The organism is Microbacterium sp. VKM Ac-2923 (assembly GCF_022815605.1).
In the GTDB taxonomy this organism is placed as follows: Bacteria; Actinomycetota; Actinomycetes; order Actinomycetales; family Microbacteriaceae; genus Microbacterium.
This window is the reverse complement of the sequence record NZ_JALGRP010000001.1, coordinates 265,319-280,264: the sequence shown is the minus strand read 5'-3', so window position 1 is coordinate 280,264 and position 14,946 is coordinate 265,319. Positions and strand designations below refer to the sequence as shown.

The 14,946-nt window shown below is 69.3% G+C and carries 11 protein-coding genes and 1 pseudogene; 5 read left to right on the top strand and 7 right to left on the bottom strand.

Annotated features, from left to right (window positions below; translation table 11 throughout):
- Position 1: 1 nt before the first annotated feature.
- Complete coding sequence (locus tag MT347_RS01225; RefSeq protein WP_243497257.1) at positions 2-931, bottom strand: carbohydrate ABC transporter permease; 930 nt, start codon at positions 929-931, stop codon at positions 2-4.
- A 73-nt stretch (positions 932-1,004) separates the two neighbouring features.
- On the bottom strand, positions 1,005-2,300 hold the full coding sequence (locus MT347_RS01220) for a sugar ABC transporter substrate-binding protein (RefSeq protein WP_243497256.1): 1,296 nt from the start codon (positions 2,298-2,300) through the stop codon (positions 1,005-1,007).
- Positions 2,301-2,530: 230 nt separating this feature from the next.
- On the opposite strand from MT347_RS01220, the gene MT347_RS01215 reads away from it, so the two are divergent.
- Together MT347_RS01215 and MT347_RS01210 are read left to right on the top strand one after the other, a co-directional pair.
- Positions 2,531-3,337 (top strand): DeoR/GlpR family DNA-binding transcription regulator, encoded by an 807-nt coding sequence (locus tag MT347_RS01215; RefSeq protein ID WP_243497255.1) that lies wholly within the window; start codon positions 2,531-2,533, stop codon positions 3,335-3,337.
- A 487-nt stretch (positions 3,338-3,824) separates the two neighbouring features.
- Complete coding sequence (locus MT347_RS01210; protein ID WP_243497254.1) at positions 3,825-5,009, top strand: Fic family protein; 1,185 nt, start codon at positions 3,825-3,827, stop codon at positions 5,007-5,009.
- A 35-nt stretch (positions 5,010-5,044) separates the two neighbouring features.
- On the opposite strand, the gene MT347_RS01205 is transcribed toward MT347_RS01210, so the two are convergent.
- Positions 5,045-5,449 carry an RCC1 domain-containing protein gene (locus MT347_RS01205; RefSeq protein WP_243497253.1) on the bottom strand — a complete coding sequence of 135 codons (405 nt, stop codon included), beginning with the start codon at positions 5,447-5,449 and terminating at the stop codon, positions 5,045-5,047.
- A gap of 183 nt (positions 5,450-5,632) precedes the next feature.
- Positions 5,633-6,784: a sorbosone dehydrogenase family protein gene (locus tag MT347_RS01200; protein WP_243497252.1), complete on the bottom strand. Its 1,152-nt coding sequence runs from the start codon at positions 6,782-6,784 to the stop codon at positions 5,633-5,635.
- 210 nt (positions 6,785-6,994) lie between these two features.
- Between MT347_RS01200 and MT347_RS01195 the strand changes: the two genes are divergently transcribed.
- The gene (locus MT347_RS01195; protein ID WP_243497251.1) at positions 6,995-7,627 is read left to right on the top strand and encodes a dihydrofolate reductase family protein; all 633 of its coding nucleotides are present in this window, start codon (positions 6,995-6,997) and stop codon (positions 7,625-7,627) included.
- 66 nt (positions 7,628-7,693) lie between these two features.
- Here MT347_RS01195 and MT347_RS01190 read toward each other — a convergent pair whose 3' ends face one another.
- The 3 genes from MT347_RS01190 to MT347_RS01180 all read right to left on the bottom strand — a co-directional run bounded on the left by MT347_RS01190 (position 7,694) and on the right by MT347_RS01180 (position 9,920).
- Positions 7,694-8,497 carry a DUF1206 domain-containing protein gene (locus MT347_RS01190; protein ID WP_243497250.1) on the bottom strand — a complete coding sequence of 268 codons (804 nt, stop codon included), beginning with the start codon at positions 8,495-8,497 and terminating at the stop codon, positions 7,694-7,696.
- Between the two features lie 16 nt (positions 8,498-8,513).
- Positions 8,514-9,194 (bottom strand): phosphatase PAP2 family protein, encoded by a 681-nt coding sequence (locus MT347_RS01185; protein ID WP_243497249.1) that lies wholly within the window; start codon positions 9,192-9,194, stop codon positions 8,514-8,516.
- A gap of 93 nt (positions 9,195-9,287) precedes the next feature.
- Positions 9,288-9,920, bottom strand: coding sequence for a TetR/AcrR family transcriptional regulator (locus tag MT347_RS01180; RefSeq protein WP_243497248.1), 633 nt, complete (start codon positions 9,918-9,920; stop codon positions 9,288-9,290).
- A 66-nt stretch (positions 9,921-9,986) separates the two neighbouring features.
- Here MT347_RS01180 and MT347_RS01175 point away from each other — a divergent pair.
- Both MT347_RS01175 and MT347_RS01170 read left to right on the top strand, forming a co-directional pair.
- Positions 9,987-11,660, top strand: a pseudogene (locus MT347_RS01175) (amidase); the annotation flags it as partial.
- 362 nt (positions 11,661-12,022) lie between these two features.
- Positions 12,023-14,893: an aminotransferase gene (locus MT347_RS01170; RefSeq protein WP_243497247.1), complete on the top strand. Its 2,871-nt coding sequence runs from the start codon at positions 12,023-12,025 to the stop codon at positions 14,891-14,893.
- Positions 14,894-14,946: the final 53 nt, after the last annotated feature.

Sequence of the window (14,946 nt, the reverse complement as noted above, 5' to 3'; positions counted from 1 at the left end):
GTCAGTCCCTCGCCTTCTGCTGGCGGACGTAGAGCACCGCGATGATCATCGACATCGCCAGGACCAGCACCGCTGAGGTGGAGGCCATCGAGAAGTCGTACTTCGCGAATGCGAGCTTGTAGGTGTAGGTACTGAGCATCTCGGTGACGTCGATGGGACCGCCGCCCGTGGTCAGCCAGATGAGCGCGAACTGCTGCGACGTCCAGATGAGGTCGAGCAGCACGAGGCTGACGATGATGGGGCGCAGCTGCGGGATCGTGACATTCCAGAAGCGCTGGACGGGGCTGGCGCCGTCGACCGTCGCCGCTTCGTACAGGTCGCTCGGGATGCCCTGGAGCCCTGCGAGCAGGCTCACCATGAAGAAGGGGTAGCCCGCCCAGATGTTGATGAAGGTCACGGTGCCGAGGGCGAGCGCCGGGGAGGCGAGCCATTCGATGTCGGTGTTGAGCAGGAAGTTCACGATGCCGTTGGGGGCGAGCAGCATGCGCCAGAGCACCGCGATCACGGCGACGGTGAACAGCCACGGCAGCACGTAGAGGCCGCGGAAGATCGCACGGGGGACCGCGCCGATGAGACGGCTGTTCAGCAGAAGCGCGAACGAGAGGCCGAGCACGAGGTGTGCCGCGACGCTGGTGAGCGTGAAGAAGAGGGTGTTGCCCGTCGCCTTCCAGAAGCCCGGGTCGGTGAGGATCGTGACGTAGTTGGCGACGCCCACGACCTCGGGGCTCTTGTTCAGGATGACGTTGTCCTGGAACGAGTAGCCGATCACCATCACGATCGGGACGATCATGAGGACGAACAGCAGGATGAGCGTCGGCGACAGGAAGACGTAGGCCTCGCCGGCCTTGCGGAGCTGGCGGGTACGGCGCGAGAGCGGTCGTCCGGTGACGATCACCTCGGTGTCGGGGGGTGTGAGGGTGCGCATGGTCATGATGAGCGGCTTTCGATGAGCGGGATGCCGCACCGCGCGTGGGGGCGGTGCGGCATCCCGGTTCGGGGTCGGATCAGAACTCCGACGTCCATTCGTCCTGCGTCTTCTTCAGCGCGTCGCTCATCGACTGCTGACCGTCCAGCGCTGCCTGGAACTGGGTGCCGAACTGGCGCATGAGCTCCTCGGCGACGGGGAGACCCGTGAACTCGTTCGCGGGGTAGCCGTCCTTGTAGATCTCGAACGCGGTCTTGAACAGCTCGTCGTCCTCGACGAAGGTCGGCACGCTCTCGGTGTTGCCGGGGAACGCCTTGGCCATCGTCGACAGTTCGCTGTTGACGTCGGTGCCCATCAGGAACTGCACCAGCTTGAACGCGGCGTCCTTGTGCTCGGAGTTCTCGGCCACGCCGATGCCCCACGAGGCGTAGGGGATGCCGCGTTCACCCGAGAAGCCGTCCTCGGCGGGGATCGCCGAGATCGAGAAGGTCAGGTCGGGGTTGGACTCGCGGATGAGGTTGATGTGCGCGAGCGAGTCGATCATCATGCCGACCCGACCGTTGGTGAACTCCTCGACCTTGTCCTGCTCCTTCATCGTGAAGGATCCGGGCGCGATCACTCCGTCTTTCCAGAGCTGCTGGATGAAGTCGGTGGCCGAGGTCACATCGGCATTGGTGAGATCGGGCTGGCCGTCCTTGAGCATCGACCCGCCCGAGGCCCATGCCCACGACATGACGTCGTTCTGGACGCCGTTGGGAGCCTCGAGCGACAGCGGCAGGACCCAGCCCGACGCGTCGGTGCCGAGCGCCTTGATCTTCTTGGCCGCGTCGGCGAACTCGCTGCGCGTCGACGGTGGTGCGCTGACGCCCGCCTGCGCCAGTAACGCGTCGTTCGTGAACATGGGGTAGACGAAGTTGACGACCGGGATCATGTACGTGCTGCCGTCGACCTGGATCTGGCTGGCGAGTTGGCTGTCGTCGTATCCCGCCTCGCTCATGAGCTGCGTCAGGTCGGCGATCACGCCCTGGTTGGCGAAGTCGCTGACCCACGCGCCGTCGAGACCGACGACGTCGGGCATGGTTCCGGACGCGGCCCCGGCGAAGAGCTGCTCCTTGGTCGAGGCGTAGGGGCCGCTGACGAGGTCGACCTTGATGCCGGGGTTCTCCTGCTCGAACTGGTCCATGAGACCGCGGAACTCGCCATCGCCGAGCTCGGGCTCCCACCACTGGGCGAACTCGATCGTGACGTCTCCGTCTGCGGCGGGAGCGGAGCCGCTCGACGAGCACCCCGCCATCGCCAGGAGGGTCGTGGCCGCTGCTGCGACACCGACGAGCTTGATGGCGTTCCGACGCCGACGCCCGCTGTTGTCCATCATTTCTCCTCGTTGAGATCTGCTGCATTTCGCGCTGTTCTGCGCGTTCTTGCATCTTTAAGCATGAGTATGCGCTCCTGTGCCGGAGTGGTCAAGCGCCCGATGCAGATTCGTGACTATTGCGGCACGGAAGTGCGCTTAGAGACGCAGAAGTCGCGGTTTTGCTGCTGTTCCGTGCTGTTTTTCCGGAATTCATGCGGCTTCCCGTGCTGCTCTGTGCTAGAGATGACGGCATGGACGCAGCCACAGTGACGACGAAGAGGCGCCTGCCGGCCGGGCGGAAGGCCGAGCTCGCCGCATACGTCGCCGAATCCGGGCAGGTCACCGTCGTCGATCTCGCCTCGCACTTCGGTGTCTCCATCGACACCGTTCGCCGCGACCTCGATCAACTCGACCGAGAGGGGATCGTCGTGCGCACGCACGGAGGAGCGGTGAGTGCGATGTCGGTGCCCGGCCGCGACCGGGGTCTCGACGTCCGGTTGCAGATGCAGATCTCCGAGAAGGAACGCATCGCCGCCCTGGCCGTCGACCTGGTCGAAGACGGCTCGGTTCTGATGCTCAACGCCGGGACGACGACGCTCGCCGTCGCCCGCGCGCTGCGCAACCACCGCAACCTGACGATCGCGACCAACAACCTGCGCATTCCCGCGGAGATCTCCCCCACCGTCTTCCGCGACCTCTTCATCTTCGGCGGCGCCGTCCGCACCATCACGCAGGCGACGACCGGCCCGGTCACCCTCGCGATGACCTCGAACACCACCGAGGTCGACATCCGCTGCGACTACGCCCTCATCGCCGTCGGTGCGGTCGATGCATCGGGGTACTCCACGAGCAATCTCGGCGACGCCACGATGATGAGCGAGATGATTCAACGCGCCGATCGCACCGTCATCCTCGCCGACTCGAGCAAACTCGACCGCCGGCTGTTCGCGCAGGTGACTCCGCTCGAGAGGGCGGACTACCTCGTCACCGATGCCCCACCGTCCCCCGATCTGGCGGCGGCGCTGGCGGAGGCGGGCGTGACGGTGCTCACGCCGTAAGATCCGCGTCGAACCCGCGGTGGAGACGGTGTTCTCGCTCGTCGTGCGGGACGCCGCCGGAAGGACCTCCCCCGAAGACAGATCCCCGTTCGGCTGATCTCCCGGGGCTCAGCCCCTCGAGGCTTCTGACGACGCGCCGGGGAGAACTTCGCCGGAGGTTTTGGGGCATCGACGCGATGGCACTGCGGCAGAGATGACTGCGGGAGGACTTCCGGGGGAAGCGCGCATTTTGGTCGCCCGGAGCGGGAGTCCCTCACGCCCGAGATCGGCCACTTGCGTCCCGCGGCAAAGTTGCCGGCGACGGGGCCGGGGCGGATGCCGCGGGCGCAGTCGCGGTTTTCTCTCGTTGGGGGCGCGCGAGACCATGTCGACACCCTGAGTGGCCGCAGGATTGATTTCGACTTTAATAACATCGTTGTAGCTTCAAGTAGATCGCGATTTACTTGACTATCAGCGCGGCGGAGTCAACTGCGCTTGAAAGGGAGCCATGCACCGCTCACGCTTCGCGACAAGTCCGATCGGCGCGCTTCTTCCGATCACGGGAACGGACGGGAGAGGCGAGCACTACGAGCATGTCGCCTTCGCCGCACACCCGCTCAGCGCTCCACCAACGCTGAGCACGGCCACCTGGAACCGGGTGGCGCGGGCCAACCGTGCACTTGGCCGTCTGCAGCAGGGTTCACTCCTCGTGATCAACCCGGGCCTGCTCCGCCAACCAACGCTCCGCAGAGAGGCGCAGAGTACGTCGGCACTGGAGGGCACGTATGCACCTCTGGAGGACGTTCTCGCCGCTGACGTCATGCAGGGGAGCGAACGGTCGGCAGCCCTGAACGAGGTACTCAACTATGTGAGCGCGGCGGAGAACGGCTTCCGATGGGTCCAGCAACAACGCGCTGTGACGGTCGGGTTGCTCTGCGATCTTCACCGAACGCTCGTTCAGGGGACGTCTGCCGACACCGACGAGGCTGGTCGGATCCGACGGATCCAGGTGGTCATCGGCAGCCGTGGCGGCCGCGTGACTGACGCTCGCTTCATCCCGATGCCCGGCGGCGCACAGCTCGAATCCGGGGTGCAAGACCTCATGACGTGGATGCAGAGCGCTGACGACAGCATCGATCCCATCGTTGCCGCGGCTTTGACCCACCATCAGTTCGAGACCTTGCACCCCTTCAACGACGGCAATGGCCGCATCGGGCGCTTGCTGATCGTGCTGCAATTGGTCGGCCTCGGGGTGCTGTCCGAAGGGCTCTTGAGTGTGTCCCCCTGGTTCGAGAAGCGGAGGGGGTCTTACCAGGATCTCCTCGCCCAGGTCAGCTCCACAGGGGAATGGGACGCATGGGTCGCCTTCTTCGCGGAAGGCATCGAGGCTTCTGCAGTCGACTCGGCCGAACGGATCCGCCTGCTCCTCGAACTCCAAACGGATTACCATGAGCGACTCCGGGCTGCCGGCGCAAGGGGCGCGGTTCGGGACATCGCAGATCTCTTGATCGGTCGCCCATTCGTCAACATTCCCAATCTGAGAGACGCGACGGGCCTCACCTACCAAGCGGTCAGCAACGCCGTGAAGAAGCTCACCGATCTGGGCATCCTGGAGCAGCGGGAGGTACCCGGCGTGATGGCGTTTCGAGCTCGCGAGGTCGTCGACATCATCTCGGCTCCCAGCGCGGCCTGATAGCGCCGGAACGGACGTCGCCAGTCCGCGTGAGGTCAGGACGGTGACTCGACGGTGGAACAGCTGCGATCCGATGAAAGGTCGTCGGACCGGTGCCCTTCGATGTCGGTCGGTGCGCCATCACTCCGTGATGAGGGAGAGCGCGCGGAGGGGTGCCAGTTGTGCAACGAGGCGCGAATCTTGGCAACCGGCCGGCTGGGAGCGAAGAATTTCGGAGTCCTGGTATACCCGATCCCGTCGATGCCCGTCTTCGCCCAGGCGGCTACGCGTCCGTCGTCGAGCAAGGCGTAGGCCGCTCCGATGGAACCGGCGATCTCCTTCACGCCGCTGAGGTTCGCGACCTGACCGGGGTAGTGCCGGTCATTGGTGGTGCCGTCGCCGAGTTGGCCGGCCAGATTCGAGCCCCAGGTCCAGACAGTCCCGTCGTTCTTCAACGCCATTCCGTTGTCGTTCAGCCAGTCGTCTCCGTTGCACCCCGATAGCTGTTTGACGTTCGTGAGCGCACTGATCTGCAGAGGCGTGTGGGAAAAGGTGGTCGTACCGTCACACAGCTGCCCGTTCTGGTTGCTGCCCCCGGGCCTCGCGCGAGAGAGTGTGAGACGCGTCGTCGCGGGCCTGTGACCTCAGCCCGCGGCGAGCGGCACGCGCAGGATCTCGTCGTCGCTTCCGCCGGCGCGGTCGGTGTCGCTCGTGACGAACCAGAGATCGCCGCTCGGCGACACCACGGCATCGCGCAGGCGACCGAAATCGCCCACGAAGAACTCCTGCGCGCTCGAGGGATCGGCGGTGGGGACCACCCGCAGCCGCTGACCGCGGAGATTCGCGATGATCACCGAGCCGTCGACGACGACGAGACCGCTGGGGCTGGCATCCGCGGGCGCCCACTGCTGGACGGGGTCGACGAAACCGGCCTGCCCGCCGATCCCCTCCACCTCGGGCCAGCCGTAGTTGGCCCCCGGCTCGATGATGTTCAGTTCATCCCAGGTGTCCTGCCCGAACTCCGAGGCGTACATCGTGCCCGCGGCATCCCACCCGATCCCCTGCGGATTGCGGTGCCCGAGGCTCCACACCGGCGACCCCGGGAACGGGTTGTCGGCGGGCACCTCCCCCTCGGGAGTCACCCGCAGGATCTTGCCGCCCAGCGTGTTCGGATCCTGGGCGGTGTCGGGATCGGTCGCGTCGCCCGCCGTGATGTAGAGCTGGTCATCGGGGCCGAAGGCGATGCGCCCGCCGTTGTGGATGTTCGCCGAGGGGATGCCATCGAACACGGTCTGCGCCGCCCCGAGGGCGAAGGAGCCGGGTGTTCCCTCGAGCGGGAACCGCATCACCCGGTTGCCCCCGGGAATCGTCACGTACGTGTAGAGGTAGCCGTCGGCGTGCGCGATACCGAGCAGCCCGCCTTCTCCGCGGGCCGCAAGATCGGGGACCTCCCCCACGATCCGCGTGCCCCCGTCCGTGATCTCGAGGATCTCGCCCGTGTCGCGCTGGCTCACCAGTGCCGTTTCACCGACGAAGGCCACCGACCACGGAGTCGTGAACCCGGATGCCACGACCTCGGGCGTACCCGTCGGGACGAGGGGCCCGGGTGCTGAGGCGTCGGGGCTGGCGGGCACCGTGACCTCGCCCGCCGGAGACGAGGACGCGGGTGCGAGGGCGGCAGGATCCGCCTGCCGTTCGCCCGTGCACCCCGTGACCGCCAGGAGCGTGAGGGTGATGCCGAGGGCTATCCCGCCGCGGCGAGGGCCGGCGACGGAGCGGGGATCGAGGGTCGACATGAGGCCTCCTGTGCACGGATGGACTTCCGGCATACCCGTCGCGCCTGGAATGTCGCCGGGGATTGCGTGGTGAGCCGGGAGCGGTCGGGGTCGAGCTCCCGCTCGGAGGTCGAGCGCGGGCAGCCGGGGAGGGGTCGTTGACTCCCCCGCGGCGGAGGACGAGCATGAGCCCTACCGGCCATCGTGCCGACGGTGACGAGGAGGTCTGCGATGTCAGACGCAGCGACGGGACGGGTGCAGATCGACCTGTTCAGCACGCTCGACGGGGTGATGCAGGCACCCGGGGGGCCGGACGAGGATCCTTCCGGCGGTTTCGCGTTCGGGGGGTGGCAGGCACCGATCGACGACGACGTCGTCGGGGAGCGGGTGATCGCGGGGATCCGGAGCATGGACGCGCTCCTGCTCGGTCGGCGCACCTACGACATCTTCGCGGCGTACTGGCCGACCTTCACCGACGACGGCCCGGTGAGCGAGATCGCCCGCATCTTCAACGCCCTCCCGAAGTACGTCGCCTCCCGCGGCACGCCCGAGCTGACCTGGCACAACTCGCACCTGATCGACACCGACCTGACCGCGGCGATCTCCGAACTGCGAGCTCGCCACCGTGACGTGCACGTGGTCGGCAGCATCGACCTCGCGCGCACCCTGGTGGCGGAAGGCCTCTTCGACGTGCTGAACCTCTTGGTCTACCCGATCGTGCTGGGCGCGGGCAAGCGACTGTTCCCCGACTCGGGCGTCGCTCGCGGGCTCACCCTGCTCGAGCCGCCCGCGTCCGGGCCGGCGGGCGCCGTCGCCCTGCGGTACGGACCGGGACCGGCCGTGCGCACCGGCGACATGACCTGAGGTGCGCGGGCACCGTGCCGTCGAGGTCGGAGTCCGGTGCGCCGAAGAAGGCGGGCCGGTCAGTCCTCACATCCGGGCGTAGCGCGCTCGGGCGAAGCAGAACAGCCCATAGACCACGAGTCCCGCCCCGACGATCCACAGGACGATCTGGCCGAACGGCAGGGCCGCGAGCGACCGGAGAGCCGCGTCGATGCCGCCGGCGGCGTTCGGATCGTGCGTGACGGCCGCGACGATGAAGAGGATGCCCGCCACCCCCACGGCGATCCCCTTGGCAACGTATCCGATCGTGCCGAAGGCCCGGATGCCACGACCCGCCGTTCCGCCGGGAATCGACATGTGCTTCTCGAAGGCGCGTGTGATGCCGCGCACCACGAAGGCTCCGCCGATCACGGCCACGCCGAGTCCCACGACGACGAGCAGCACCACGCCCCCGGGCATGGCGAGGATCTGGGCACTCACGGTCTTGGACGACTCCGCGGACTCCGAGCTCCCGCCGGTCGCCAGGGTGAAGGCGGTCGCCGCGATAGCGACGTACGCCACCGCCGTGCCGATGAACTTCGCACGATGGGCCCATCGTTTCTTGGCATCCGGGTCGCGCTCGACGATCGCCTCGGCGATCTGCCACACCGCGAGGGCCGCGAGCCCCACCACGATCGCCCACAGCAGCGCGGTGCCGAGCGGGGCATCGCGAACCCGCTGGAGGGCGCCGCTCTGGTCGGCGCTGTCGCCGCCTCCTCCGGTCGCGATCGAGACGGCGATCACGCCGATCAGCAGGTGCAGCACGCCCAGGACGACGTAGCCGGCACGGGCGGTCGCCCGGAACGCCGTAGAGTCCTGAGCCTTGTCGGCAGCTGCGGTAGCGGAAGTCATGCGGGCACCCTAGCGCTCACGCGGCGGGGGCGTGAGGGCGTTGCGCGCGCCGCACGCGCCACACGTCGATCAGCGCCCAGACGAGCGTGGCGACCGCGACGCCTTCGAGCAAGCCGGCCACGACGTCCGACAACCAGTGCGCGTGCAGGTAGGTGCGACTCCACATCATCAGTACCACCCAGGCCACTCCGACGGCCCACACCCACCGGCGACGCAGGATGAGCCCGAGGGTCACCGCGATCGTGGTCGCCACCGCGGTATGACCCGAGGGGAAGGAGGTCGCCATCGTCTCGGCGAGGGAGTCGATGGGGCGGCTGCGGGCGATCACCGCTGCCAGGGGCGCCCCGATCAGCACCACCAGGGCGATGGATGCCGCGACGTTCAGCGCATCCCACGGGCGGCGCACGATCAGGAAGACGATCGTCGTGGCGACTCCGATGACGATCATGCCGATCGTTCCGCCGACGATCGCCGGCACCCACGCGAGGATCACCCCGACGGGGGTGGCGAGGGCCGCCATGGCGTCGTCCCACGCCTGATCGATCGGCAGGGGGGTGGCCCCACCCAGTGCGACCGCGAATCGCAGGGCCACGAACAGCACCGTCGCGATGACACCGACGACGAGGGCGACCGGGCGACGCGGATCGATGCGCGGCCGATCGGGGGGCAGGGCGGTGTCGTCGGTCGTGGCATCCATGGGCGCATCGTGTCAGGCGCGGACGTCCCGAGGCCAGCTCTTGCCTCGGGCGCCGCGGATGGTCCACCGGCACCAGCCGCGGGCTCGCGGGCGTCAGCGCGGTCGCGATGAGGAGATCAGCATGTCGAGTCCGAGCTCGAATGCGCGCGTGGCGACGGGGTCGAGGGGGTCCTCGTCGACGAGGGTGTCGAACGCGGCGGCGAAGCGGGGGAAGTCCTCTTCCTGCCCGGTCGGATCGAACACGACCGCAGGGCCCGACATGTCGAGCACGCTCCCGAGGATGAACGACTCGAAGGCGGTGAGCAACGGGAGCACATCGCGCGGCGTCCAGCCCGCGGCCTCGGCGGCGATCGCGAAGTCCTCGTACCCCGCCAGCAGGACGGGGGACGAGGCGCGCTCGGTCATCAGCAACGGGATCGCCCTAGCGTGGCGGGCGAACGCCCGACGGTACGACTGAGCCCACGCGCGCAGCGCCTGCTCCCACGGCAGCTCGCGCAAGGGGCGCGAATCGATGGCGGCCGAGACGAGAGCCCGCACGTCCTCGACCATCGCGGCCCGGTTCGGCACGTGGTTGTACAGCGACGCCGGATTGACACCCAGGCGTGCGGCGACGCGACGGATGCTGGCGCCGTCGGGGCCGTGCCGGTCGACGAGCGCGAGAGCCGTGGACGCGATCAGATCGCGACTCAGCAGCGGCTTCGACGGTCTGGCGATGACGGCCTCCAAGGGTCGGGACGGGAGGCCCTAACTTACCCCTCGCCCTCCTAAAACAAACAGTGTATGTTTACCGCCATGACCGCTGAGGCCCTCACCGTCGTCGAAGCCGACATCGACCAGCTGCGCGCCGCCCTGGACGCCGGCGAGGTCACCAGCGTCGAGCTCGTCGCTCGCTACCTGAACCGCATCGGGGCGTACGACCGCTCCGGCATCCGCCTCAACGCCGTGCCCGTGCTCGATCCCCGCGCCTTCGATGACGCCCGCGCCTCCGACGTGCGTCGCGCCCGCGGTCAGGCGCGCGGCCCGCTCGACGGCATCCCCTTCACCGCAAAGGACAGCTACCGGGTCGAGGGCCTGCCCGTGGCATCCGGATCCCCCGCGTTCCGAGACCTCATCGCCCAGAGCGACGCGTTCGCGATCGAGCGGCTCCGCGCCGCCGGTGCGGTGTTCCTCGGGCTGACGAACATGCCGCCCATGGCGGCGGGCGGGATGCAGCGCGGGGTCTACGGCCGCGCCGAGTCGCCCTACAACGCCGCCTACCTCACCTCGGCGTTCGGTTCCGGCTCCTCCAACGGCTCGGGGACGGCCACCGCGGCGAGCTTCTGCGCCTTCGGCCTGGGCGAGGAGACCTGGTCGTCGGGGCGCGCGCCGGCCTCGCACAACGCGCTCGTCGCCTACACCCCCTCGCGCGGCGTCATCTCGGTGCGCGGCAACTGGCCGCTCGTGCCGACCATGGACGTCGTCGTTCCGCACACGCGCTCGATGGCCGACCTTCGTCACGTGCTCGATGCCGTGGTCGCCGACGACCCCGACACCGGCGGCGACCTGTGGCGCACGCAGCCGTGGATCCCCCTCCCCCGACCCTCCGACGTGCGGCCCGCATCGTTCGCCGAGCTCGCTCCCCTGCCGCTCGCGGGGCTGCGGTTCGCCGTCCCCCGCATCTACGTGAACGGCGACCCCGACAACGCCTCGCCCATCGTCACGCGCGACAGCGTCATGCGGCTGTGGGCGGACCTCCGCGACCATCTCGAAGCCGCGGGCGCCGAGGTCGTCGAGACCGACTTCCCCGTCGTGGACCGCTACGAGAAACTGCACCCCGGCGACGAGGACTTCCTCGACCGCGGCTTCGTCACCCGGCAGTTCCTCGACGACGAGGTCGGCGACCTGGCGGTGTGGGCGACGGACACGTTCCTCCACCAGAACGGAGACCCGCAGCTGGACAGCCTCGCCGACGTCGACGCCGCGCGCATCTTCCCGCATCCCCCGGGCGCTCTCGCCGACCGCTACGGGATATGGCACTACGACATCTCGTACGACATCGGCGAGTACGTCACCCGCGCGAGCGAATGGCATCCCGACTGGCGCGAGGTGGCGAGCCTCGAAGCGGGGCTGCGCGGTCTCGAGCACACGCGCCGCGTCGATTTCGAGGAATGGATGGCGAAGGGCGGCTACGACGCCGTGATCTTCCCCACGCAATCGGACGTCGGCCCCTCCGATGCCGACGTGAATCCCGCCTCGGCCGACATCGCGTGGCGCAACGGCGTGTGGGTCTCCAACGGCAACCTCGTGCCGCGGCACCTCGGCATCCCCACCGTCACCGTGCCGATGGGCACGATGGACGACACCGGGATGCCGGTGGGCCTGACGATCGCCGGCCCCGCGTACAGCGACACCCGGCTCGTGCAGCTGGGGGCGGCTGTGGCCGCCCTCCGCGAGCGCCGCACGACGCCGGAGCGCACCCCCGCCTTGGCCCACGAGGCGCTGTTCCCCGCGCCGATGCCCGCCGCGGAGGGCACGCTCGCGGTCACGATCGACGAGGTCTTCATCGACGGCGCCCGCGTCCAGGTCACGGCCACGGTGACCGGTGGCACTGCCGACGTGGTCGCCTACGTCGACGGCGTCCGCGTCGAGACGTCGCGCGAGGGTGATCGAGTGAGCGGCTCGACCGAGGTGGCCCCCGGCACCTACGGTGAGGCCGTGAGCGAATGGGTCGCCCCTTACGGCCCCCTCGTCGTCGTCGTTGCCCGCGATGCCGAGGGCGCCGTCGTCGGCGCGGTCGCCACCACCCCGCACGCCTCCCTCTGACATCCCGCGTCTCTCGAGGAACCGACATGACCACCGACACGACCGCCGTCTTCGACTACTTCTCCCAGGTCGATCTGCCCACCCCCACCCTCCGCGACCACGAGGTGCAGCGCCTCTTCGCCGAGACCTTCGGCGTCGAGGTCGACCTGCGCGCACTCGGCAGTCAGCAGGACCAGAACTTCCGCGTCTTCCGGCGCGGCTCGGCGGAGCCGCTGGGTGTGCTCAAGCTCAGCAACCCGGTGTTCAGCGAGGCCGAGATCGACATGCAGGATGCCGCGGCGGCCACCGTCGCCGCCCGCAGCCCCCACCTGCGCATCCCGAAGCTCGTCGAGGGCCCCCGCGGAGCGATGTCGGCATGGTGGGAGTCGTCGCAGGGGCGCATCCACGCCCGCGTGATCGAGAACATCGCGGGGAGCACCCTCAACGGCTCCGGCTACCTCTCCCCCGCCGTCGTCGAGGGGATGGGCGCCCTCTCGGGGGCGGTGAGCCGCTCGCTCGCCGACTTCACCCACCCGGCCAGCGGCCGCGTCCTGCAGTGGGACCTGCGTCACGCGGGTCGCGTCATCGACACCCTCCTGCCCACCGAACCGGATGCCGAGGTGCGCGCGATCGTGCAGAGCGCCGCCGACGCCGCCCGCGCGGCTCTCGCGCCGGTGCAGGACACCCTGCCGATCCAGGCGGGGCACTTCGACGTCACCGACGACAACGTGCTGCGCGCCGACGGAGCACTCGTGCCCGACGCCGTCATCGACTTCGGCGACGTGTGCTCCTCCTGGCGCGTCGGCGAGATCGCCACGACCGTGTCGTCGGTGCTGCACCACGACGGCGCCTCGCCCGAGGCGGCGCTGCCCGCCATCCGCGCCTTCGACCGCCTCCGCGATCTCGGCGACGACGAGATCACGGCGCTCTGGCCGCTCGTGATCCTCCGCGGTGCCGTGCTCGTGCTGAGCGGTCGCGCCCAGGTGCGCCTCGACGACGAGAACGCCTACGCCACCGACGGACTCGATCGCGAGTTCCGCATCCTCGTGCAGGCGGCATCCGTCCCGATCCCGGTGATCACGGCCGCCACGCGATCCGCCCTCGGTCGCCCGCCGGCGAGCGGGCCGGGGTGGGGCGCCGCCCCGCTGCTGCCGGCGGGTCGCCCTGTCGAGCTCGACGCGACGACCGAATCCCCGCTCAACGACGCCGGCGCCTGGCTCGATGCCGGCACGCTCGACGCGGCCGCCCTGGAGGCGCTCGATGCCGGCGCGGCGATGGTCACGGTTCCGGCCTGGCGGGCCCAGCTCACCGAGACCACGACCCCCCTGCCCTCGACGGCCGCCACGATCCCGACCGGCGTGACCGTGTGGCTCGCCGAGCCGACTACCCTCGCCCCGGGTGGGACACGGCGCGACGGCGACGACCTGGTCTGGGCCTCGGGCCGGGAGTCCGTTAGGATCACCGGCGTCTCCGACCCGGCATCCCCCACCCTGCCCGCCCGCACGCGCCTGGTGCTTCGTCGCGGTCTCGACGGGACGTTCCCGCCCGAGCGCGTCACGCCCGCCCTCGCCGCGGCATGGCGCGAGGCGGCCGGTGACCCCGGCGTCGCGATCGGCGCCCCCGCCCCCGTCCCGGTCGCCGACGACTCGCTGGCGCGCCGCCATCAGGTGCTGGCCGAGGTGCAGGAGCACTACTACGCCGCTCCCCCGCGCATCGAGCGGGGGTGGCGAGAGCACCTGATCGACGTGAACGGCCGGGTCTACCTCGACATGGTCAACAACGTCGCCTCGATCGGTCACGCGCACCCGCACGTGGTCGCCGCGGGCTCCCGACAGATGCACCTGCTGAACACGAACTCGCGCTTCCACTACCGCGCGATCGCCGACTACGCCGACCGGATCGCGGCGACCCTGCCCGAGGGCTTCGACACGGTCTTCTTCGTCAACTCCGGGTCCGAGGCGACCGACCTCGCGATCCGCCTCGCGATGGCCGCGACCGGCCGCCCCGACATCGTCGCGATGCGCGAGGCGTACCACGGCTGGACGTACGCCAGCGATGCCGTGTCGACCTCGATCGCCGACAACCCCTTCGCCCTCGAGACCCGACCGGAGTGGGTGCACACCGTGGATGCCGCGAACTCCTACCGCGGAAAGCACCGGGGAGCGGATGCCGCAGCCTATGCGCCCGAAGCGGTCGCCGTCATCGACGAGCTCGCGGCATCCGGTCGTCCGCCCGCGGGCATGATCGCCGAGACGTACTTCGGCAACGCCGGCGGGGTGGCCCTGCCCGACGGGTACCTCACGGAGGTGTACGCCGCGATCCGTCGCCATGGCGGTCTCGCGATCGCCGACGAGGTGCAGGTCGGCTACGGCCGGCTCGGCGAGTGGTTCTGGGGCTTCCAGCAGCAGGGAGCCGTGCCCGACATCGTGGCCGTCGCCAAGTCGATCGGTGGCGGGCACCCGCTCGGTGCCGTCATCACGCGCCGCGAGATCGCCGACCGCTACCGCACCCAGGGGTACTTCTTCTCCTCTACCGGGGGCTCGCCGGTATCGGCCGCGATCGGCATGGCCGTGCTCGACGTCATCGAGCGGGAGGGACTGCAAGAGAACGCGCGGGTCGTCGGCGGGCACCTCAAGCGACGCCTCGAGGAGCTCGGCGAGAAGCACGATCTCATCGGCACCGTCCACGGGTCGGGCCTCTACCTGGGCGTCGAGTTCGTGCGCGACCGCGAGACGCTCGAGCCCGCGACTGCCGAGACGGCGGCCATCTGCGACCGGCTGCTCGAGCTCGGGGTCATCATGCAGCCGACCGGCGACTTCCAGAACGTCCTCAAGATCAAGCCGCCGCTGGTCGTCACGCGGGCCTCCGTCGACGTGTTCGTCGATGCCCTCGACCGCGTCCTCACCACCGGCTTCTGAGCCCGCCCCGGCATCCCCCGCCGCCGGGCCCGACCCCCATCACACCCCGAGGA